The 19,511-nt window shown below is 69.6% G+C and carries 16 protein-coding genes; 5 read left to right on the top strand and 11 right to left on the bottom strand.

The annotated features are described in order from the left end of the window. The first annotated feature begins 36 nt into the window (after positions 1-36). Together ACX1DX_RS08925 and ACX1DX_RS08920 are read left to right on the top strand one after the other, a co-directional pair. On the top strand, positions 37-945 hold the full coding sequence (locus ACX1DX_RS08925; protein WP_459396315.1) for a DUF2207 domain-containing protein: 909 nt from the start codon (positions 37-39) through the stop codon (positions 943-945). Then, the gene (locus ACX1DX_RS08920; protein WP_459396314.1) at positions 942-2,456 is read left to right on the top strand and encodes a DUF2207 family protein; all 1,515 of its coding nucleotides are present in this window, start codon (positions 942-944) and stop codon (positions 2,454-2,456) included. The genes ACX1DX_RS08925 and ACX1DX_RS08920 overlap by 4 nt, the downstream gene beginning before the upstream one ends. 7 nt (positions 2,457-2,463) lie before the next feature. On the opposite strand, the gene rfbB is transcribed toward ACX1DX_RS08920, so the two are convergent. Then, a complete protein-coding gene (rfbB, locus tag ACX1DX_RS08915) occupies positions 2,464-3,462 on the bottom strand; it encodes a dTDP-glucose 4,6-dehydratase (RefSeq protein WP_459396313.1) in 999 nt (332 codons plus the stop codon). A 98-nt stretch (positions 3,463-3,560) separates the two neighbouring features. On the opposite strand from rfbB, the gene ACX1DX_RS08910 reads away from it, so the two are divergent. Continuing rightward, positions 3,561-4,220 (top strand): ThuA domain-containing protein, encoded by a 660-nt coding sequence (locus tag ACX1DX_RS08910; protein ID WP_459396312.1) that lies wholly within the window; start codon positions 3,561-3,563, stop codon positions 4,218-4,220. A 54-nt stretch (positions 4,221-4,274) separates the two neighbouring features. On the opposite strand, the gene scpA is transcribed toward ACX1DX_RS08910, so the two are convergent. The 4 genes from scpA to ACX1DX_RS08890 all read right to left on the bottom strand — a co-directional run bounded on the left by scpA (position 4,275) and on the right by ACX1DX_RS08890 (position 10,833). Then, positions 4,275-6,455, bottom strand: a complete 2,181-nt coding sequence (gene scpA, locus ACX1DX_RS08905; protein WP_182764179.1) for a methylmalonyl-CoA mutase — start codon at positions 6,453-6,455, stop codon at positions 4,275-4,277. Beyond that, complete coding sequence (gene mutA / locus ACX1DX_RS08900; protein WP_459396311.1) at positions 6,452-8,329, bottom strand: methylmalonyl-CoA mutase small subunit; 1,878 nt, start codon at positions 8,327-8,329, stop codon at positions 6,452-6,454. The genes scpA and mutA overlap by 4 nt, the downstream gene beginning before the upstream one ends. Positions 8,330-8,516: 187 nt before the next feature. Further along, entirely contained in the window at positions 8,517-9,395 is an 879-nt protein-coding gene (gene folP / locus ACX1DX_RS08895; protein ID WP_459396310.1) for a dihydropteroate synthase, read from the bottom strand. A gap of 10 nt (positions 9,396-9,405) precedes the next feature. Further along, entirely contained in the window at positions 9,406-10,833 is a 1,428-nt protein-coding gene (locus tag ACX1DX_RS08890; protein ID WP_459396309.1) for an alpha-amylase, read from the bottom strand. A 94-nt stretch (positions 10,834-10,927) separates the two neighbouring features. Here ACX1DX_RS08890 and ACX1DX_RS08885 point away from each other — a divergent pair, with 94 nt between their 5' ends. Next, the gene (locus ACX1DX_RS08885) at positions 10,928-12,097 is read left to right on the top strand and encodes an MFS transporter (protein ID WP_233120760.1); all 1,170 of its coding nucleotides are present in this window, start codon (positions 10,928-10,930) and stop codon (positions 12,095-12,097) included. Between the two features lie 45 nt (positions 12,098-12,142). Here ACX1DX_RS08885 and ACX1DX_RS08880 read toward each other — a convergent pair whose 3' ends face one another. Continuing rightward, positions 12,143-12,568: a hypothetical protein gene (locus tag ACX1DX_RS08880; RefSeq protein WP_143570939.1), complete on the bottom strand. Its 426-nt coding sequence runs from the start codon at positions 12,566-12,568 to the stop codon at positions 12,143-12,145. A 95-nt stretch (positions 12,569-12,663) separates the two neighbouring features. Here ACX1DX_RS08880 and ACX1DX_RS08875 point away from each other — a divergent pair, with 95 nt between their 5' ends. After that, complete coding sequence (locus tag ACX1DX_RS08875; RefSeq protein ID WP_076061252.1) at positions 12,664-13,179, top strand: DUF6328 family protein; 516 nt, start codon at positions 12,664-12,666, stop codon at positions 13,177-13,179. Here the strand turns inward: ACX1DX_RS08875 and ACX1DX_RS08870 are convergent. The 5 genes from ACX1DX_RS08870 to uxaC all read right to left on the bottom strand — a co-directional run bounded on the left by ACX1DX_RS08870 (position 13,176) and on the right by uxaC (position 19,503). Further along, positions 13,176-13,922 carry a GntR family transcriptional regulator gene (locus tag ACX1DX_RS08870; protein ID WP_076061250.1) on the bottom strand — a complete coding sequence of 249 codons (747 nt, stop codon included), beginning with the start codon at positions 13,920-13,922 and terminating at the stop codon, positions 13,176-13,178. The two genes, ACX1DX_RS08875 and ACX1DX_RS08870, sit on opposite strands and share 4 nt — an antisense overlap. 165 nt (positions 13,923-14,087) lie before the next feature. Next, positions 14,088-14,687 (bottom strand): histidine phosphatase family protein, encoded by a 600-nt coding sequence (locus ACX1DX_RS08865; protein ID WP_459396308.1) that lies wholly within the window; start codon positions 14,685-14,687, stop codon positions 14,088-14,090. 48 nt (positions 14,688-14,735) lie between these two features. After that, entirely contained in the window at positions 14,736-16,607 is a 1,872-nt protein-coding gene (locus ACX1DX_RS08860; RefSeq protein WP_459396307.1) for a glycosyltransferase, read from the bottom strand. A 77-nt stretch (positions 16,608-16,684) separates the two neighbouring features. Next, positions 16,685-18,085, bottom strand: coding sequence for a mannitol dehydrogenase family protein (locus tag ACX1DX_RS08855; RefSeq protein ID WP_459396306.1), 1,401 nt, complete (start codon positions 18,083-18,085; stop codon positions 16,685-16,687). Continuing rightward, positions 18,082-19,503, bottom strand: coding sequence for a glucuronate isomerase (uxaC, locus tag ACX1DX_RS08850; protein ID WP_459396305.1), 1,422 nt, complete (start codon positions 19,501-19,503; stop codon positions 18,082-18,084). Before uxaC ends, ACX1DX_RS08855 begins: the two co-directional genes overlap by 4 nt. Between the last annotated feature and the right edge of the window lie 8 nt (positions 19,504-19,511).

The following is a 19,511-nucleotide window of genomic DNA, read 5'->3' as shown; positions in this document are numbered from 1 at the left end:
TGTGCCGCGAACCCGCCCTTTGTTACCGTCACCCCCATGAAACGCCTCGGACGCATGCTGGCCGTGCTGACTCTCGTCTGCCTCCCGATGCTCTGGGCGACCCCCGCCTGGGCCGATGACGAATACATCAGCCATCTCGACGTCACCTACGACATCCAGCGCGACGGCACCGTCGACGTCCGCTACGAGGTCCAGTGGCACTTCCCGGTGAAGGACCGCCACGGCATCATCCTCGACTTCGCCACCCGCGAACCATGGGATCAGGACTACAGCCAGGACGTGCTCTACGACATCACCGACGTCTCCGTGTCGAGCCCCAGCGGGGCCCCCGCCGGCTTCACCCAGACGACGCGGGGTGCAGGTTCCACCGAGGCGGTGAGCCTGCGCATCGGCGACCCCGACGTCGAGCTCGGCACCAGGGACGCCACCTACGTCGTCGAGTACACGATGGCCGGTGCGCTGCGCACCTTCGAGGGTGCGCCCCAACTGTTCTGGGACGTCAACAGCCCGGACCTCCCGCAGGTGCGGAAGTTCACGGCGACGGTCACCGGCCCCGAGGGTGTCGCGCGGGCGCGGTGCCTCGTCGGTAGCGAGGAGTGCCAGTCCGCCGTCGACGACGGGGTGGCCAGCTTCTCGCACGACGGTGGGCGGGGCGTGACCAGCGTGGTGGCCGAGCTCCCACCCGGGTCCGTGACCCGCGCGGAACCGGTGCTGGAGCCGAAGCGTCTCATCGGCCACGAACTGCGTGGGCTGTACAGCACCGTGGAGGTGCTCCCCGACGGCTCCGCCGAGGTGCAGCAGCGCCTCGAGTTCATGTTCCCCGCCGACGCCTCGGAGCGGATCCAGCTGGACTTCGTGGTCAGGGCGCCGTGGTCTGAGGACCTCGACCAGGTCATCGACATCTCCGACGTGCGCATCCGGGACGAACAGGGGGGGGGGAGGTGACCCCCGAGGTCTGGCGCTCGGATTCGGCGCAGAGCACGCTCGTGGGCTGGCTCACGTTCCGGGCCGACAACCCGGGCGCCCAGCAGGTGCTCAGGACCTTCCACCTCTCGTACCGGATCGCCGGGGCGGTCGCCGTCGAGGGCGACACCGCCCGCCTCCGCGTGCCCATCGTCCACAGCGGCACGTACGACCTCAGCGGCGCCACCGCCGTGTGGCGCCTCCCGGCCGCCCCCGAGGGGACCGCCTGCCTAGACCTGAGCTACTACCGGGAGGGCCCCGGCCGGCCCTGCGAGTTCCCTGCGCAGGTCGACGGCGCCACGGTGACAGCCGGCCTCGACCTGCTCGGCAACGAGTACCCGCCGCTGGTCACCGACTTCGCGCTGCCGGCCGCTGCCTTCACCTCGACCGTGCCGCTGGAGCCCAGCCTCGACGCCGCCCGGAACGAGCGCCGCACCGCCGGCACGCTGCTCGGCCTGGGCGGCGGGGGCGCGGTGATCGCGGCGGGGGCTGCGGCCGCGCTGGTCGGACGTCGCCGCGATGAGAGGTACGCGACGGTGGCGCCCGGCCTCGTCGGCGCGCCCGGCGTCGTCCGCGCTGTGCGACGCAACGAGGACGTCCCGGTCCGCTTCCACCCACCGGAGATCCAGCCGCGCCAGGCGGGCCTGCTGCTGGACCGCCAGTTCAAGCCCGTGCACCTGGCCGCCACGCTGGTGCAGCTGGCGGTGCGGAACCTGGTGGTGCTCGACTCGAAGCCGCTCATGGTGCAGCGCGTCGACGGCTCCGGCGAGGGAGCCTCAGGAACGGAGTGGCGGGTGCTCCTCCACGCGACGGACAGCCGGGAGAAGTTGCCGGCCAAGAATGCCCGGCAGATGCGCCAGATCATGGAGGAGGCCGCCGAGCACGAGATTGCGACGTCGGGATGGTTCCAGCCCTATGCGCCCACCAAGCGGGGGCTGCTGGTGTTCTTCCTGCCGTTGTTGCCGGCGGTGCTGTTCACCGCGTACGCACTGCTCGTGGACAATCCGCTGCCCGACGGCGGCTTCCGCATCGGGCTGGGGCTGTTCATCGGCGGCGTGGCGGGCGCGATCCTCGGGAAGAGGCTGCTGCCCAAGGCGATCCTGTCGGCGGACGGCACCGCGCTCCGCGACCAGCTGGAGGGCTTCCGGAAGTACATCAACACCGCCGAGGCCAAGCAGCTCAACTTCGAGGCGGACCGCGACATCTACCGCCGCTACCTGCCCTGGGCGGTGGTGTTGGGACTCACGGAGAGGTGGACCGCCGTGTGCCGCGAGTGGGCCGCGCAGGGCAGGATCGACGAGGTCGACACGTCGTTCTGGGTGGGCTCCGCGTCGTTCGCGGATTTTGACAGGGAGATGAGCCGCTTCAGCCGCGAGGTCACCAGCGCCTCCGCGCCGCCCGCGTCGAGTGGTAGCTCGGGGGGATCCTCCGGCTTCTCGTCGGGCAGCAGCGGCGGCGGCGGAGGCGGCGGCACCAGCGGCAGCAGCTGGTGAGGCGCCGCTACTGGTTGCGGGCGGCGTAGCGCTCCTCGGTGGCCTCTTTCATGGGCCGCCACCACGCTTCGTTGTCCTCGTACCAGGTGATGGTGTCGTCGAGCCCCTCGGCGAAGTCCGTGTACCGCGGCTCCCAACCCAGTTCGTCGCGGAGCTTGCCTGCGTCGATCGCGTAGCGCAGATCGTGGCCGGGGCGGTCTGTCACGTGGTCGTACCAGTCGGGGGCGTGGCCCATGAGTTGCAGGATGAGCTCCACCACTTCGCGGTTGCTCTTCTCGTTGTTGGCACCGATGAGGTACGTCTCGCCCACCCGGCCCTTCGTCAGGACGGCCCAGACGGCCGAGTTGTGGTCGTCGACGTGCAGCCAGTCGCGCACGTGGTCGCCGGACCCGTAGAGCTTGGGCCGGTGGCCGGTGATGAGGTTGGTGACCTGGCGGGCGATGAATTTCTCCACGTGCTGGCGGGGGCCGTAGTTGTTCGACGACGTGGACACCGTCGCCTCCACACCGAAGGACCGCACCCAGGCGCGAACCAGGTGGTCGCTGGCGGCCTTGGAGGCCGAATAGGGCGACGACGGCCGGTACGCGCTCTCCGGAGTGAACCGCTCCGCCGATCCCAGGGGCAGGTCCCCGAACACCTCGTCGGTGGAGATGTGGTGCAGCCGCTTGTTGAACAGGCGTACGGCCTGCAGCACGTGGTAGGTGCCCACGATGTTGGTGTCGATGAACGCGCCGGGACCTTCCAGCGAGTTGTCGTTGTGGGATTCCGCTGCGAAATGGACGACGGCGTCGCTGGCCTCGACCAGGTCGTTGACCAGCCCGGGGGCGGTGATGGAGCCCGTGACCAGCTCGAACCGGTGCGGGGGCAGCCCGGCGAGGCTGGCGGGATTGCCGGCGTAGGTGAGGGCATCGAGGACCACGACGGAGGCATCTGTGTGCTGGATGACCCAGTGCACGAAGTTGCTGCCGATGAATCCCGCACCGCCGGTGACGAGCACTGTGGTCATGGGCTCAGCGTAGCGGCCGCCGTTCGGCCGGGTTCTGAGTGCGGTGAAGAACGCGGCGATAAAGTGGCGGCGTCGAACAAACGCGGGAGAGGATCTCCATGGGCAGGATTCTGGTGTTGAGCGGCGTGGGTCCGTACGCGGACCCCTGGCACCCGTTCGAGCGGACAACGCCGGCGGTCGCTGAGGTGCTGCGGGACGCCGGCCACGCGGTCGAGGTGCGCGAGACCGTCGCCGGCTCGATGCTCGACCTGGCCTCCTTCGACCTGCTGGTCGTCAACGCCGGCGGCGGGATCGCCGACGAGCCGGAGTCGCCGTCGGCAGAGTTCGACGACGACCTCGGCGCGCTGGGGGAATACCTGGACGCAGGCGGACGTGCGCTCAGCATCCACACCTCCAACGGAGCCTTCCGGCAGCAGCCGAAGTGGCGGGCGGCCGTCGGCGGGAACTGGGGACCGGACTCGTGGCACCCGGAGATCTCCGACGCGACGTTCGAACCGGCCGCCGGCGCCGAGACGCACCCGGTGTGGGCGGGTCTGGACGCCGTCGAGGTGTTCGACGAGAAGTACTCACGCCTCGACATCGACGAGGGTGTCACGCCGTTGGTTCAGCACACGCTGGAGGGACGCGACGAGGTGATGGGCTGGGCGGTCCGTGGCCAGGTGGTCTTCGACGGCCTGGGCCACGACGAGTTGTCCTACGAGTCTGCGTCGCGTCGGCAGCTGTTGCTCAACGAGGTCGCCTGGCTGCTGCGCACGTAGTCGTCCAGGCAGCACGAAACCCCCCGAGCGTGGTGCTCGGGGGGTTCGCTGTGCTCAGTCTGCGAGGCGCTCGTTCAGCTTCGTCAGCAGGTCGATCGCTGCCTCGGGGATGATCGTGCCGGGCGGGTAGATCGCGTCGGCGCCGCTTTCGCGGAGCTCGTCGAAGTCCTGCGCGGGGATCACGCCACCGACGACCACCATGATGTCGCTGCGGCCGAGCTTGTCCAGCTCCTTGCGCAGCTCAGGCACCAGGGTGAGGTGGCCGGCTGCCAGCGAGGAGGCGCCCACCACGTGGACGTCGGACTCGACGGCCTGGCGTGCGGTCTCCTCGGGGGTCTGGAACAGCGGGCCTACGTCGACGTCCATGCCGAGATCGGCATAGGCGGTGGCGATGACCTTCTGGCCACGGTCGTGGCCGTCCTGGCCCATCTTCGCGATGAGGATGCGCGGGCGTCGGCCTTCCTTGGTCTCGAACTCCTCGACCAGGGCGCGCGCCTTCTCCACCGCCTCGTTGTTGCCGGTTTCCTTGCTGTACACACCAGAGATCGTACGGATCTGCGCGGTGTAGCGCCCGTAAACCTTCTCCAGCGCGTCGGAGATCTCGCCCAGCGACGCCTTGGCGCGGGCCGCGTCGATCGCCACCTTCAGCAGGTTGCGATCAGGGTCCGTCGAATCCGGGTTGGCTGCGACCCAGGTGAGGCGCTCCAGCATCTCCTGCGTGACAGTCTCGTCGCGCTCGGCGCGTAGCTGCTCGAGCTTGGCGATCTGCGCACCACGCACCGCACGGTTGTCGACCTTCAGCACCTCAAGCGCGTCCTCGGTGTCGAGGTTGTACTTGTTGACGCCGATGACCGGCTGGCGGCCGGAGTCGATGCGCGCCTGGGTGCGGGCAGCCGCCTCCTCGATGCGCATCTTCGGGATGCCCTGCTCGATGGCCTTGGCCATACCGCCGGCCTGCTCCACCTCCTGGATCCGTTCCCAGGCGCGACGCGCGAGCTGCTCGGTGAGCTTCTCGACGTACGCGGAGCCGGCCCACGGGTCGACCGTCTGGGTGGTCTTGGATTCCTGCTGGAGGAACAGCTGGGTGTTGCGGGCGATGCGGGCGGAGAAGTCCGTCGGCAGCGCGATGGCCTCGTCGAGCGCGTTGGTGTGCAGCGACTGGGTGTGGCCCTGCGTCGCGGCCATGGCCTCGATGCAGGTGCGGCCCACGTTGTTGTACACGTCCTGCGCGGTCAGCGACCAGCCGGAGGTCTGCGAGTGCGTCCGCAGGGACATCGACTTCGGGTTCTTCGGCCCGAAGTCGCGCACCAGACGCGCCCACAGCATGCGGGCGGCGCGCATCTTGGCGACCTCCATGAAGAAGTTCATGCCCACCGCCCAGAAGAAGGACAGGCGGGGTGCGAACTGGTCCACGTTGAGGCCCACCGATTCGCCGGCGCGGATGTACTCCACGCCGTCGGCCAGGGTGTAGGCCATCTCGATGTCGGCCGTCGCGCCGGCCTCCTGCATGTGGTAACCCGAAATGGAGATCGAGTTGAACCGCGGCATGTTGTTGGAGGTGTAGGCGAAGATGTCGGCGATGATCTGCATCGACGGCGACGGCGGGTAGATGTAGGTGTTGCGGACCATGAACTCCTTCAGAATGTCGTTCTGAATGGTTCCGGCCAGCTGCTCGGGCTTGACGCCCTGCTCCTCGGCGGCGACGACGTACAGCGCCAGCACGGGAAGCACCGCACCGTTCATCGTCATCGACACCGACATCTGGTCCAGCGGGATGCCGTCGAACAGCTGCCGCATGTCGAGGATCGAGTCGACGGCGACACCGGCCATGCCCACGTCGCCGGCCACGCGCGGGTGGTCGGAGTCGTAGCCACGGTGGGTGGCGAGGTCGAACGCGATGGACAGGCCCTTCTGGCCGGCCGCGAGGTTGCGGCGGTAGAAGGCGTTGGACTCCTCAGCGGTGGAGAAGCCCGCGTACTGGCGCACGGTCCAGGGCTGGTTGACGTACATCGTGGCGTAGGGCCCGCGCAGGAACGGCGGGATGCCCGGCGCGGTCTCGAGGAAGTCGAGCTGGTCCAGGTCCGCGCCGCGGAACAGCGGCGGCACCAGGATGTGCTCCGGCGTCTGCCATCCGGCGGAGTGGCCGACCTCGTGGTTGATCGCGTCAAAGGTCTCCTCCGCGTTGGCCGGCACGGCCGACGCGAAGTCGATATCGGTAAAGCGGGGGATAGTCACTTCTCAGCTCCCAACTGGTCGAGGGTGGTGGTGAGCAGCTCGACCACGTTCATGCCGTCGAACACGTTGCCGTCGACGGCGGTCTCTCCGCCCTCGCCCAGCTCCTTGATCTGTCCTGCGACGAGCACTGTCTGCGCGCCGGCGGCCCGGAGGGCCTCAGCGACGGCGACACCCTGATCGGCGTAGACCTTGGCGGAGGAACACAGCACCGCAACGGTGGTGCCCTGCTCCTTCAACTGACGCGCGAAGTCCTCCGGCGAGCTGCCCTCGGCCAGCGGCGTGTCGATGCCGCCGACGTGGAACAGGTTGCCGGTGAAGCCTTCGCGGGCGCCGAAGTCGCGACGCTGGCCCAGGCAGGCCAACAGGACCTTCGGGGCGTTGCCCGCTGCGCGGGCCTTGTTGGCGCGGTCGCGGAGGTTCTCGAAGTCCTGCGAGTCGCGCACCAGCTTCAGTCCGCCCAACTCGGGGGCGGCAGGGCGGGGCTTGGCCTCGACCGGCTTCTCCGCGTGGTTGGGGAACATCGACACACCGGTCAGCGGGAGCTTGCGGGTGGCGAGCAGCTTCTTGCGGGACGCGTTGAGCTCGTCGAGCTGCGCCGCCACCGTGCCATCGGCCAGGGCCTTGGCGAAGCCGTCGGCCTCGAGCGCCTGGAAGACTGCCCAGGCCTTCTCGCTCATCTGGCGGGTCATCGACTCGACGAACCAGGCGCCGCCGGCCGGGTCGTTGACGCGGCCCACGTTGGATTCCTCGGCGAGGAGGATCTGCGTGTTGCGGGCGGTCCGGCGGGAGAACTCCGACGGGAGGCCCCATGCGGTGTCGAACGGCTGGACCGTCTGCACCTCGGCGCCACCGACAGCCGCCGCGAACGACGACATGGTGCCGCGCAGCAGGTTGACGTAGGCGTCGTCGCGGGACAGTTGACGCTCCGACGTGACGGCGTGCTGGACGGCTCCGCGCTTGGTGTCGGTAACGCCGAGCACCTCGCCGACGCGGTTCCACACGCCGCGGAGGGCCCGCAGCCGCGAGATGGTCGCGAACTGGTCCGTGGTGGCGGAGACGCGGAAGAGGATGGCGTCGAAGGCATCGTCGACGGTGAGCCCGGCGTCGGTCAGCGCGCGGACGTACTCGACGCCCACCGCGGCCGCATAGGCCAGCTCGTGCACGTCGCCGGCGCCGGCATTGTGGTAGATGGTGGCGTCCACGACCACCGGGCGCACGCCGGGGAACGGCTCGGCCAGGTCGACGGCGTCCTTGAGGACGCTGAGGTCGGGTTCGGTGCCGGCCAGGGCGGCCGCACCGATGGGATCGATGCCGAAGTTACCGGTGAAGGAGGAGTTGTCCTTGTCGGACGCCTCGAACACGGCGGCCAGCGCCCTGGCCGCCTCCAGTTGTTGGGTCTTCGAGGTGAGGTAGACCGGCGCGAGGTCCAGGAGGACGTCGGAGAGCACGGCTGAGAGGTCTTCAGGCTGGATCGCGTCGGGGTCGACGCGGAGGTAGACGGCGGTGCCACCGCGCTCCAGGTCCTGCAAGATGAAGCGGCGGGTCTCCGCCGCGTCGGGGTCCTCGTGGAGCTGGGCGACGTGCCAGGCATCCATGCTTCCGTCTCGCACGGTCGTGCCACGCACGAACGGGGCGACGCCGGGGAAGCCCAGGTCGTCCGTGCCGTCGCTCTTCACGTACAGCGGCTTGATGGTCAGGCCGTCGACGGTGGTGCTGGTCAGACGCTTGTACGCCTGTTCAATGTTCAGCTCCGTCCCTTCGGGGCGCCTGCGGTTGAGGACCTTCAGGACCTCCTTCTCCCAGTCCGCCTGGGAAGGAGTATCGAAGTCCGCGGCCAGGCTGAGATCGGCCGCACTGGTGGCTTGATCGCTCATAGCTCTCCGTCTTTCTAGGGGGTGAAACCCACAACTCAAACCGTAGACCAGCGCTTTTCACTCATAACCCGAGGCCAGAGATTGAACGAGAATCGGTGCGGCTAAAATTGCAGGGATTTTTCTGCCGGATCGGCGCAGCTGCGGAGGGATGTGGCAAAATTCTCCCTCCGGATGCGGCGCCAGTGGCTCAGCGTCCCCGGTCGGCGCGGACCGGGGCGCGGTCCCCGCGGATGGAGGCCACCATGTCCAGCACCCGCCGGGTGGCCCGCACGTCGTGCGCGCGGAACACCGTCGCCCCTTGCCAGGCCGAGATTGCGGTTGCCGCCAGCGTGCCTTCGAGGCGTTCGTCGGCGGGCAGGTCGAGGGTCTCGCCCACGAAGTCCTTCCGGGAGATCGCCTGGAGGACGGGGTAGCCCAGGGCGACGATGCGGTGGGTGTTGGCCACCAGTGCCAGCGAGTTGAGCGTCGTCTTGCCGAAGTCGAGCGTGGGGTCGATGAGGATGCGCTCCCGGGGAAGCCCCGCCTCTTCCGCGCGACGTGCGCCCTCCCGCAAACCGTCCAGGACGTGCTCGACGACGGCGTCGCCGGGGCCGTAGTCGACGCTGGTGGGATCCGTGCGCGGCGGGAGCCCGCCCGTATGGGAGATGACGTACCCGGCGCCGGTCTCGGCGGCGACGTGGACGAGGTCGGCGTCGGCCCCCGCCCAGGTGTCGTTGATGAGGTCCACCAGGCCGGCGCACGCCTGGGCGACCTCGGTGCGCCAGGTGTCGACGGAGGTGAGCACCGGGAGTGCACGCAGCGCCTCGAGCACCGGTAGCACGCGCTGGATCTCCTCGGTGCCGGTGACCCACTCGCCTTCCTGACCCGCACGGACGCCGCCGATGTCGATGATGTCCACGCCCTCGTCGATCATCTGCTTGGCGCGTTCGACGGCTGCGGTGGTGTCGGCGTAGCGGGCTGCGGTGTAGAAGGAATCGCTGTTGCGGTTGATGATGCCCATGACGGCTGGGCGGGACGCATCGAAGCGCCGGCCTCCGAGGACGAGGGGCGCAGGCGAGGAGAACATGGCGCCGAGTCTAGGCGTGCAGCGCGACGGCGGTCATGGGTTCCACGGTGACCTTGACCTTCCCGTCCTTCACCTCGAAGGTGCAGTTCTCGGGAACCAGAGCGTCGCAGTACGTGCCGTCGGGGAGGTTGGTGGTCAGCTCCGGCTCGATGGCCTTGGTGGAGTTCCCGTTGATCGCGATCAGGCCGAGGTCACCGCGGTCGAAGGCGACGGCGTAGCCCTCCTGCCACAGGTTCTCCGGTTCTGCATCGCCCACGACGGCGGCCCACTCCACCAGCCCCGCGTAGCTGCGGTGGAGACAGAGCCAGGTGCCCGGTTCGGGCTTGTCCGTGGGCGTCGGCTGGGCGCACTCGGTGTCGGTGACCACGCCGTCGGACTGGGGCGCGCCGGCGTCGCGGTCCGTGAAGGCGTACCCGCTGTAGAGCACCGGGGTGCCGTACGGCACCGCCAGCAGCAGGATGTTGGCCAGGTGGTACTTCTCCGGGTCCTTGTAGGACAGCGTCTGGCGGTTGCGTTCGGTGTCGTGGTTGGTGACGAACGTGTACGCCTGCTCGGCCGGCACCTCGCCGTCGCGGACCTCGAGGGCCCGGTGGACGGCGCCGCCGGGGACGATGCCGGCGATGTCCTTGGCGAACTGGAACGCGAACACCGAGCCGGCGTCGAGGTAGTCCTCCGGCTGGATGGGTTCGCCGGAGCCGCGGATGACCTCCGAGATGATGAGGGGGTCGCCGTCGAGGGAGTCGACGATGGCCCGCACGTCGCGGGCGGGAAGGTGCTTGGCGGCGTCGATGCGGAAGCCGTCGACGCCGAGGCTCAGGAGGTCGTCGAGGTAGGCCGAGATCTTCTGCTGGACCGCGGGCTCTCCCGTCCGGAGGTCCGCGAGGTTACTGAGCTCGCACTCCTGGATCTCCTGCTGGTCGAGGTAGTTCTCGATGTCGCCTGAGGGTGTGGCGCAGTCGTGGAAGTCCGCCTCGGTGTAGAGCCCGGGGTAGTCGTAGTGCGTGAACGCGCTGCCGGCGACGCCGGTGCCGCCGTCGATGCCGGCCATGTGGTTGATGACCGCGTCGGCGATCACCTTGACCCCGACTTCGTGGCAGTCCGTCACCATCTGTTGGAACTCGGTGCGGGTGCCCAGCTTGGACTCGATCCGGTAGCTCACCGGCTGGTAGGAGGTCCACCACTGCTCACCTTCGATGTGTTCCTGGGCGGGGGAGAGGAGCACGAAGCTGAACTTGCCGGGGCCTAGCACGTCGGTGCACTCGCGGGCGACCGACTTCCAGTTCCACTGGAACAGCTGCACCCCGACGTGGGGTGTGGCCGGCGCCGGAGCCACCGAGGTCGTCGTCGACGGTGTGGTGTCCGAGGGCGCTTCGGAGGCAGGCGAACAGGCGCTGAATGCAAGGGTCGCAGTGAGGAGGATGCCGAGGACGCGTCGCATGGGGTCGATTATCGCCCACCCTGCCGCCGCCGAACCCCGGTCCCAGGCAGCGACGGCGAGCTCAGGCGAGCGGCGGCCGTAGGATGCGAGGGTGATGCACGCCCCCACCACCCGCTACGGCGTGATCCAGGCCGCCTACTGGAGCGGCTTCTGCATGGTGCTGCTCTTCGCCAGCGCCTACCTTCTCGACGCGGGGCTGACCAACTCCCAGATCGGCTTGGTGATCGCCGCCGGAGGCGCGCTGTCAGCGGTGCTGCAGCCCGTCGTGGCCGGGGCTGCGGACAGGTCGCGACGCGTGCCGCTCCGCATGTGGGCCGCTGCCCTCTCGGCGTTGCTGGTGGCCGTGGGGGCGATCCTCCTCATCCCCGGGCTGCACTGGTTGCTCACCGCCGTGTTCTTCGGCCTGTTGGTGCTCACCGTGCAGCTGTTGCAGCCCCTGGTCAACGCCCTGGGGATCGCGGCGATGGCGCGCGGCGTGAGGCTGAACTTCGGGGTGGCGCGGGCGGCGGGCTCCGGCGTCTTCGCGCTCGTGTCGGTGGGGGCCGGCTGGGTCGTGGCCGTGGCCGGAAGCGTGATGGTGCCGCTCCTGATCATCGCGTTCCAGATCGCCTTCCTCGTGGCGACGGTGACCTTCGTGCACCGGGGCGGGATCGCCGTTGTGTCGGGAGCCCCCGACGCACCGGTGGCGGCGCCCACCCAGCCGATGACGCGCGCCCGGTGGCAGCGCTTCTTCGTCCTGCTGGCGGGCATCACGGTGCTCATGACCTCCCACGCGATGATCAACAACTACATGCTGCAGGTCATGCGCCACCACGGCGGTGACACCGGCGAGATGGGCACCGCCGTGATGATCGCGGCGCTGATGGAACTGCCCGTGATGGTGCTCTGGGGCAGGGTGATGGGCCGCTGGTCGCCGGGACGCCTCCTGCAGTTGTCCGGCGTCTTCTTCGTGGTGAAGACGGCGCTGACCTGGCTCGCGCCCAGCGTGCTGGGCATCTACGGGGCACAGACGCTTCAGATCGGCGCCTTCGCGGCGATGGTGATGGCCTCGGTGTACTACGTGGAGCGGATGCTGCCGGCGCGCGACCGGATCAAGGGCCAGGCCTACATGACCATGACGGCGACCGCTGGCTCGGTGGTGGGCTCGCTGCTGGGCGGCCTGCTGCTGGATGCGAGCGGGGTGCCGCTGATGTTGCTGGTGGGCACCGGGATCGCCGCAGTGGGCGGGGCGCTCACGCTCGTCTCGGCGGAGTCGCGGCTCTGAGCTTCGCGTCGGGCGAAGTCTTCGGTTTCTCTGGAGGCGGCCGGCTCAGAGGCCGTCCGTCACCTCGGTCGGGGAGGTCTGCAACTGCGTCAGGCGTTCGTTGACCTGGGCCAGCACCTCGGCGGTCTCCGCGTTCAGCGACTTCATCGCCTTGCGGCGGGTGGCGCCGCTGTTGGCGTGCCACGCCAGTTCACCGCGCATCCGCAGCGCCTGGGCCTGTCGTCGCCAACCGGTGGGCTCCACAGCTTGGGGGAAGGTCTCGGAGACGGCCTCGGCGGCCACCTCGATCGCGTTGAGCTTGGCCTCGAAGCGGAGCTTCGGGTTCTCCGAGTTCGTGGCCTCCTTCAGCTTGGCCACGGCACCGTCGATGCTCTCGGAGATCTGGGGGTTGTCGCGCAGCGCGGACAGCAGCGTGGCTGTCGCGGCGATGACGCCGGAGGCCGTGGTCACGATGAGGCGGATTTTGCTCATGCCGGACATTTTACGGTGGCGCCCCAACTGCCGGTTCCGGATCTTGCGGACGCGCGCTCGGCCCTCATCGACCCAGCGCGAAGTACGCTTCTCGGATGGCGAACGAGCAGCCCAGGCCCGACGACATCGGGCGCGACCAGGAACCGCCCCACAAGCGGCTGGACCGGCACTGGAACGAGCTTCTCCAGGAGTTGCGGGTCACGCAGGGGGGCGTGCAGATTCTCGCCGGCCTGCTCTACACGCTGCCGTTCCAGGCCCGGTTCGAGGCCGTCGACCAGGCGCAACGCTGGGTCTACCTCGGGGCCGTGTCGTTCGCCACGCTGAGCGCTGCGCTGCTGATCGCGCCGGTGGCCTTCCACCGGGCGCTGTTCCGCCGTCGGCTCCGGCAGAACCTCATCCGGGTCTCCGCCACCGTCACCAAGCTGGGCCTGGCGCTGCTCGCGCTGTCGCTGACCCTGGTGTCGGTGCTGGTGTTCAGTGTGGTGGCGGGCTGGGTGGCCGCGGCCGTCAGCGGCGGGGTCGCCGTCCTCTTCTTCTCCGTGGTGTGGTTGGCATTGCCGCTGGGCTGGTCCAGGGGTTCGCCCGAGAAGGAGGGCGAGCCGAAGGTCTAGGCCAGCACCGTCTGGTCGTAGGAGTACATCGACGCCCGGTACACGTGCATGCCGAATTCGACGGCGCGGTGCTGCTCGTCGTAGGCCGTGCGCTGCATCGTCAGGAGCGCGCTGCCCGCAGGTTCGTTCAACAGCCGGCCCTCCTCCGCGGTGGCCAGCCTGGCGCCGATCTGCTGGTAGCCGACGGTCACCTTGATGTCGCGCTCCCTCAGGCAGGCGTAGAAGCCCTTCTCCTCGAGTTCCTCGCGGTTGGGGGCGATGGTGGCGGGCAACCAGTTCTGCATCACGGCGAGCGGCTCGTCGCGGAGCATGCGCAGGCGCTTGAAGTAGACCACCTCCGTGCCGGGATCGAGGTTGAGCGCGGCCGCGACCCCGGGCGTCGACGATTCCTGCAGCCACGACAGCACGGTGGTGCTGGGGTCCACGCCGGACTTCTCGAGGTCGTCGTTGAGGGAGGTCAGCGACATGGGGCGGTGCACGCGCATGGGGGTGACCTGGGTGCCGGCGCCCCGTCGACGCACGATGAGACCCCGGTTGGTGAGGGTCTCCATCGCGCGCCGGGCGGTGGGCCGCGAGACGCGGAGGCGTGCGGCCATGGAGACCTCGTCCTCCAGGCGGGTGCCCGGCGCGATCTCGCCCGTCTCGATGAGGCTGGCGAGGGGTTCGGCGATCTGCGCGTGCAGTGGGACCGTGCTGTCGCGGTCGATCGTGATGTCCACTACGTATGGTTTGGTGCTCGGCATGGTGCGTCCGACCCTGCTTCCCGTGATTCCCCTGGGGCAGCCCGCCGTTGGGCTGGTTGATGACAGTCTAGATGCAGCGACGTATTAAGACGCGAATATGTGCTGATCTTTGTCCGGTGACATGAGCGTCCACGCGGCTGCGTCCACCGCTCAGGGGCGTCATTGTCAGTTGGTGGCAGCCACGGTGAAGTCGCCCCAGCGTTCGATCCGCCAGCCGTCCGCCGTCGAACCGTTCAGCACGATCCATTGGGTGTTCTTCAGCGGCGGTGCGTTGTCGAAGCCGAACTCCGGGTCCTGCCAGATGGCCCACACGCGCAGGGCGGCACCGTGGCTGACGAGCGCGACGTGGTCATCGCCCGCCTGCTCCATCGCCGCGACGGCGTTGCTGAAGCGGGTCATGAACTCGCGGGCGGTCTCGCCACCCTCCAGGCCGATGTCCATGTTCTCCGGGTGCCACGTGTTGAGGATCCCCACGTACGCGGTCCAGTCGGTGTTCATCTCCTCGACGCCGGCCGCAATCTCGTGGATGCCGTCGATGATGATGGGCTCCAGGCCCCTGGCCTCCGCCAAGGGTGCGGCGGTCTGCTGCGCGCGGATCAGCGTGGAGGCGTACAGCACGTCGATCTTCTCGTCCGCAATCGCCTCGACGAGGGCCTCAGCCTGCGCCAGACCGGTCTCGTTGAGCGGGGCGCCGGGGTGGGCGGTGTCGAGCTGACGGTTGACGTTGGAATCGGTCTCCCCGTGACGAATCAGGATCAGGCGCATGAGCCGAAGCCTAGCCAGCCGGGCAGCGACCCTGAAATTGCGGAGGGGTCAGGGCAACCGGGGGACGTCGCCCCGAAGACCGGTGGAGGTCACGATGGTGTCGGCCTGGCCGCCGCTGTGGGTGATGTTGTGCTCGTCGTGCACCGTCAGTTGCGTGCGGTGGTGCCGCAGGGCCGTGGCGACGCGGGGGCGGTAGCGCTCGAGTTCCACCCAGACGTCGGCCTTCGAACGGTCGGCCGTCAGGGAGGCGTAGGGGATCCCGAGCTCGTCGGCCGCCGCCCTGGTCAGGTGGTGCAGGCGGACGTGGTCCGGGTGGCCGTAGCCGCCGTCGGCGTCGTAGCTGACGGCAAGGTCGGCGTTGGAGCGGCGCAGGAACGCGGCGATGTCGGCCACCGCCTCGGCCTCGTCCGCGGCGAAGAGTGAGCGAGCGTCCGCGGTGTCGCCCGGGCCCGCCACCGTGTCGTTGATCCACTGCATCCCCGAATCGAGGTAGCGGCGCGGCTCTTCCCCCGCCGCGCGGGCCGGGGGCATCCCGAGATACGCGTGCGCCGCCACACCGAGCTCGTCGATCGCGCCAGCGAGCTCCGCCTCACGGCGCCGTTCGAGTTCCGGCGTGCCGGCCAGGACGGACAGGGGGCCGGGCACCACGCCGCCCATCTCGCCGCGCGTGGCGGTGAGCAGGGAGACCTTCACCCCTTCGTCGGCCAGGTGGGCGATGAGGGCACCGGAGGCCAGCGTCTCGTCGTCGGGATGCGCGTGCACGAAGGTGACCCGCTTGACGCACCGTTCCGCCAGCACCCGGCGGTAGTTGTCGACGGTGTGCTGGGCCGTGTGCGCCCACGTCATCTTCTCCGCGCGTTCGCGGCCGGTGCGGCCGAGCTTGTCGCGCCCGGCCGCGTCACGCAGCAGCGGGCGGAGGGCCGCGGCCCAGTCGTGCGGATTGTGGGTGGGCAGCAGCAGGCCGGTGTGGGTGTTGCAGATGGCCTCGGTCAGGCCGCCCGCAGCCGCGGCGAGGACAGGGATGCCGGAGGCCGACGCCTCCAGCGCGACCAGGCCGAACGTCTCGGAGTGCGACGGGACGAGCAGCACGGAGGCGTGGCGCATGATCTGGGCGAAGGACTCGCGGTCCTGGCCGGGCAGGAAGGTGACCCTGCCCTCCAGCCCGAGTTCCGACACCAGTGAGTGGAGTTCGGCCTCGTAGACGGCGAAATCAGCCGACACCTGGCCCACGACGACCAGGCTGGGCCGCTCGTCGGCCGGCAGGAGCGCCAGCGTGCGGATGGCGATGTCCGGTGCTTTGAGGGGCTGAAGCCGGGCGGCGAAGAGGAGGTAACCGGGATCCACGCCAGGGGCGGGCGTCCAGGTGTCGCCGGGGGTGGCGGGGTGGAAGAGGCTGATGTCGACGCCGGGCTGCACGATCGCGACGCGCTCCGGGTCAGCCTGGCAACGCCCGATCACGACGGCGGCCTCGTGGTGTGAGACGGCCAGGATCAGGTCGGATTCCCGCGCGCACTGGACCTCGCCGTCGAGCCGCGCCGGCGACTCCGGCGGCTCGCCGTCGCGCAGTGGGGAGTTGGGATGCGCGGCGACGGAGTGGTAGGTCATCACGTGCGGGACGCCGGCCGCCCGGGCCAGGGGGATGGCCGCGACGCCGGACATCCAGTGGTGCGAGTGGACCAGGTCGAAGCGTCCTGCGGCCAGGAGGGGTTCCAGGTTGCTGCGGAATGAGTCGATGTACTGGTCGATCTCGCTCTTCGGCAGCGGCCGCGCCGGGCCGGCCGTCACGTGGTGCAGGATGATGCCGTCGTCCAGCGTGTCGACGTCGGGCTGCTCCGCCGACGAGCGGCGGGTGAAGAACTCGACGTCGACGCCCGCCGTCTTCTGCAGGGCGGTGGCGAGGGCGCGGATGAGCACGTTCATCCCCCGGCGTCCGCGGTGCCCGCCCGCTCGGCCGGTGAGGTGTGCATGGAGATGAAGGCGACCCGCATGGAGCGAGCCTACTGCCGGCGCGCCCCCAGGTCCTCCGCAGCGGCGACCACCGCGTCGATGAGCGCGCGGTCCTGGGCCAGATCCGGCGCCACGAAGCCGACGACGCGGGATGCGGCCTCGGGGAGCTCACCGGCGGCCAGGGAGAGCACCACGTCTGCCTGGGCGTCCTTCACCGGGGCGCCCAGGCCACGCAGGTGCAGCAGCCACGCGGCGACGGCCTTCACCGCGGCCACTGGCATCTCACCGCGGCCGCGCCAGGCGCGCAGCGTCGGGGCGATCCGCACCGGCAACTTCAGCGAACCGTCGGAGGCGATCTGCGCCAGCAGATGCCGGATGTTGGGCTTCTGGTAGCGCTCGACGAGGGCCCGGGCGTAGTCCTCCCACGGCACCTGGAGGCCGGGGCCGGCTTCGTTCCACCACGTCAACACCCATTCGCGCAGGACGGGGTGTGCGATGCCCTCGGCGACGGTCTCGACGCCCAGGATGGGGCCTGCATACGCCAGCAACGAGTGGGAACCGTTCAACATCCACAGCTTGCGCTGCTCGTAGGGTTCCACGTCGGTCACGAGCTGCGCGCCGGCCGACTCCCAGTCGGGGCGGCCCGCGGGAAACTCGCCCGAGATGACCCATTCGGAGAACGGCTCGGTGGGCACGGGGGAGGCGTCGGAGTAGCCCTGCGTCTCCGCCACGAGCCGCACCTCGGCCTCCGTGGTGGCCGGCGTGATGCGGTCCACCATGCAGGTGGCCCATGCCACGTTCTCGTCCATCCACCCCACGAGGGTGGGGTCCACCTGCTGGGCGGCGTCCCGCACGACCTGCCCGAAGGCGGTGCCGTTGTCCGGGATGTTGTCGCACGGCAGCACGGTGAGTGCGCCCGAGCCGGCGGCGCGGCGGCCCAGCAGACCGGCCAGGATGCGCGCCGGGGGAGTGGAGATGTCCAGTTCCGCGATGGAGTCGACGCTCACCCGGCCCTCCTCCACCAGCGTCTTCAGCGCCGCGAGGTCGGCGGCCACCGCCTCATCGGCGACATCGAGGGCCCCGGACGGCAGCCGGTAGTAGCCGGCCTCGGTCACCGTCGAGGTCACGACGGCGAGCCCGGGCGAGGCGAAGTAGTCCATCAGCGCGCGGAAATCCGACGCCGGGTGCACGGCCACGACCGACGAGATGACCTCGAAGTGGTCACCGTCGGCGCCCTGGGTGACGAGCGTGTAGAGCCCGTCCTGCGGGGTGAGCAGGTCCGACATTGTGGGCCGACGCCCAGTGAAGGCCGCGATCCCCCATTCGGCGGCGTCCGAGGCGTGTTCGGTGTACCAGGCCTGGTGGGCGCGGGTGAAGTTGCCGAGGCCGAGGTGGACCATGCGGACGGGGGCGGCGGGGCGGCCGAAATCGGCGCGGGTGAGCGTGGTCACAGCTTGAACACCTTCTTGGGCTGGGTCGAGGTGAGGTCGACGATGGTTTCGAGGGCCTCGTCCATCGCCAGCCGGTGTTCGGCGACGAGGGTGGCGAGGAAGGCGGAGTCGACACGGCGCGAGACGTCGTGCCGGGCGGGGATGGAGCAGAACGCTCGGGTGTCGTCGATGAAGCCGGAGGTCTTGGCGAAGCCGGCGTAGCCGGTGACGGAGCGACGGAACCGCATGATGGCGTCGGCCTCGTCGATGAACCACCAGGGGGCGCCGACGAACAGGCCGCGGTACCAGCCGGCCAGCGGCGCGAGTTCGCGCGAGAACGCGGTCTCGTCCATGGTGAAGACCACCAGATGGAAGCCCTCGGCATTGCCGTAGGCATCGAGCATGGGCTGCAGCGCACGGGTGAATTCGACGGCGTGCGGGACATCCCCGCCGACGTCGGCTCCGAAGCGCTCGAAGGTCGCCGAGTCGTGGTTGCGGTGGACGGCCGGGTGCAGCGTCATGACGAGCCCGTCGTCGACGGCGAGCCTGGCCTGGTCGTTGATCATGTGGCGCCGCAGGGCGTCACCGTCGGGCGGGGTGATCGTCCCGGCCAGCGCCTCGCGGAAAAGCCGCTCGGCCTCGGCGTCAGAGAGGCGCTGGGTGCCGGCGTCGGCGTGCGAGTGGTCGGTGGAGACCGCCCCGTTGTCCTTGAAGAACTGGCGGCGCACCCGCATGGCCTCGACGTGGGCGGCGTACCCGTCGATCTCCACGTCGGTCACGGCCGCCAGGTTCTGCGTCAGCGTGCGCCAGGTGGGGCGGGCCGGCTCGAGGTACTGGTCCGGCCGGAAGGTCGGCACGACGCGGCCGTCCCACGTGGGGTCAGCCACCAGGCGCTGGTGCGCGTCGAGCGGGCTGCAGGGGTCGTCGGTGGTGGCCATGGCCTCGATGTTGAACCGCTTGTACAGCGCGCGCGGCCGGTACTCGTCGCGCGTGAGGCAGCCGGCGATCTGGTCGTAGATCTGATCCGCGGTCTCTGCGGAGGGCCGCACCTTGACGTCGAACACGTCGTGGAACTCGGACTCGAACCAGAACTGCACCGGGGTGCCGCGCAGCACCTTCCAGTTCTCGCACAGCTTCCGGAAGGCGCCGCGCGACTGCTCCTCGCTCAGCTCGGTGCCGACGGGGACGCCCAGGTCCGCGAGGTCCACGCCGCCGGCGGCATGCAGCATCCGGTTGGTGTAGTGGTCTGGCGTCAGCAGCAGCGACGTCGGGTCCGAGAACGGCTCGTCGTCGGCCAGCCATTCGGCGGGCACGTGCCCGTGGGGGGAGACGATCGGGGCATCGGCGACGGTGCGGTACAGCTCGCGCGCGATGTCGCGGGTGCCCGGGTCCGCCGGGAGGAGCCGGTCGGCGTGCGGGGCGAGGGGGGTGGGGGACATGGGTTCTA

This window comes from Tessaracoccus zhenghani, from assembly GCF_054552775.1.
Note: the sequence above shows the minus strand (reverse complement) of the source record. Positions and strands in the feature narration are given on the sequence as shown.

What these genes read in the sequence shown, in the direction of transcription:
- ACX1DX_RS08925 (WP_459396315.1), top strand. Translation starts at nt 37, where the DNA reads ATGAAACGCCTCGGACGCATGCTGGCCGTGCTGACTCTCGTCTGCCTC.
- rfbB (WP_459396313.1), bottom strand. Translation starts at nt 3,462, where the DNA reads ATGACCACAGTGCTCGTCACCGGCGGTGCGGGATTCATCGGCAGCAAC.
- ACX1DX_RS08910 (WP_459396312.1), top strand. Translation starts at nt 3,561, where the DNA reads ATGGGCAGGATTCTGGTGTTGAGCGGCGTGGGTCCGTACGCGGACCCC.
- mutA (WP_459396311.1), bottom strand. Translation starts at nt 8,329, where the DNA reads ATGAGCGATCAAGCCACCAGTGCGGCCGATCTCAGCCTGGCCGCGGAC.
- folP (WP_459396310.1), bottom strand. Translation starts at nt 9,395, where the DNA reads ATGTTCTCCTCGCCTGCGCCCCTCGTCCTCGGAGGCCGGCGCTTCGAT.
- ACX1DX_RS08890 (WP_459396309.1), bottom strand. Translation starts at nt 10,833, where the DNA reads ATGCGACGCGTCCTCGGCATCCTCCTCACTGCGACCCTTGCATTCAGC.
- ACX1DX_RS08885 (WP_233120760.1), top strand. Translation starts at nt 10,928, where the DNA reads ATGCACGCCCCCACCACCCGCTACGGCGTGATCCAGGCCGCCTACTGG.
- ACX1DX_RS08880 (WP_143570939.1), bottom strand. Translation starts at nt 12,568, where the DNA reads ATGAGCAAAATCCGCCTCATCGTGACCACGGCCTCCGGCGTCATCGCC.
- ACX1DX_RS08875 (WP_076061252.1), top strand. Translation starts at nt 12,664, where the DNA reads ATGGCGAACGAGCAGCCCAGGCCCGACGACATCGGGCGCGACCAGGAA.
- ACX1DX_RS08870 (WP_076061250.1), bottom strand. Translation starts at nt 13,922, where the DNA reads ATGCCGAGCACCAAACCATACGTAGTGGACATCACGATCGACCGCGAC.
- ACX1DX_RS08865 (WP_459396308.1), bottom strand. Translation starts at nt 14,687, where the DNA reads ATGCGCCTGATCCTGATTCGTCACGGGGAGACCGATTCCAACGTCAAC.
- ACX1DX_RS08860 (WP_459396307.1), bottom strand. Translation starts at nt 16,607, where the DNA reads ATGAACGTGCTCATCCGCGCCCTCGCCACCGCCCTGCAGAAGACGGCG.
- uxaC (WP_459396305.1), bottom strand. Translation starts at nt 19,503, where the DNA reads ATGTCCCCCACCCCCCTCGCCCCGCACGCCGACCGGCTCCTCCCGGCG.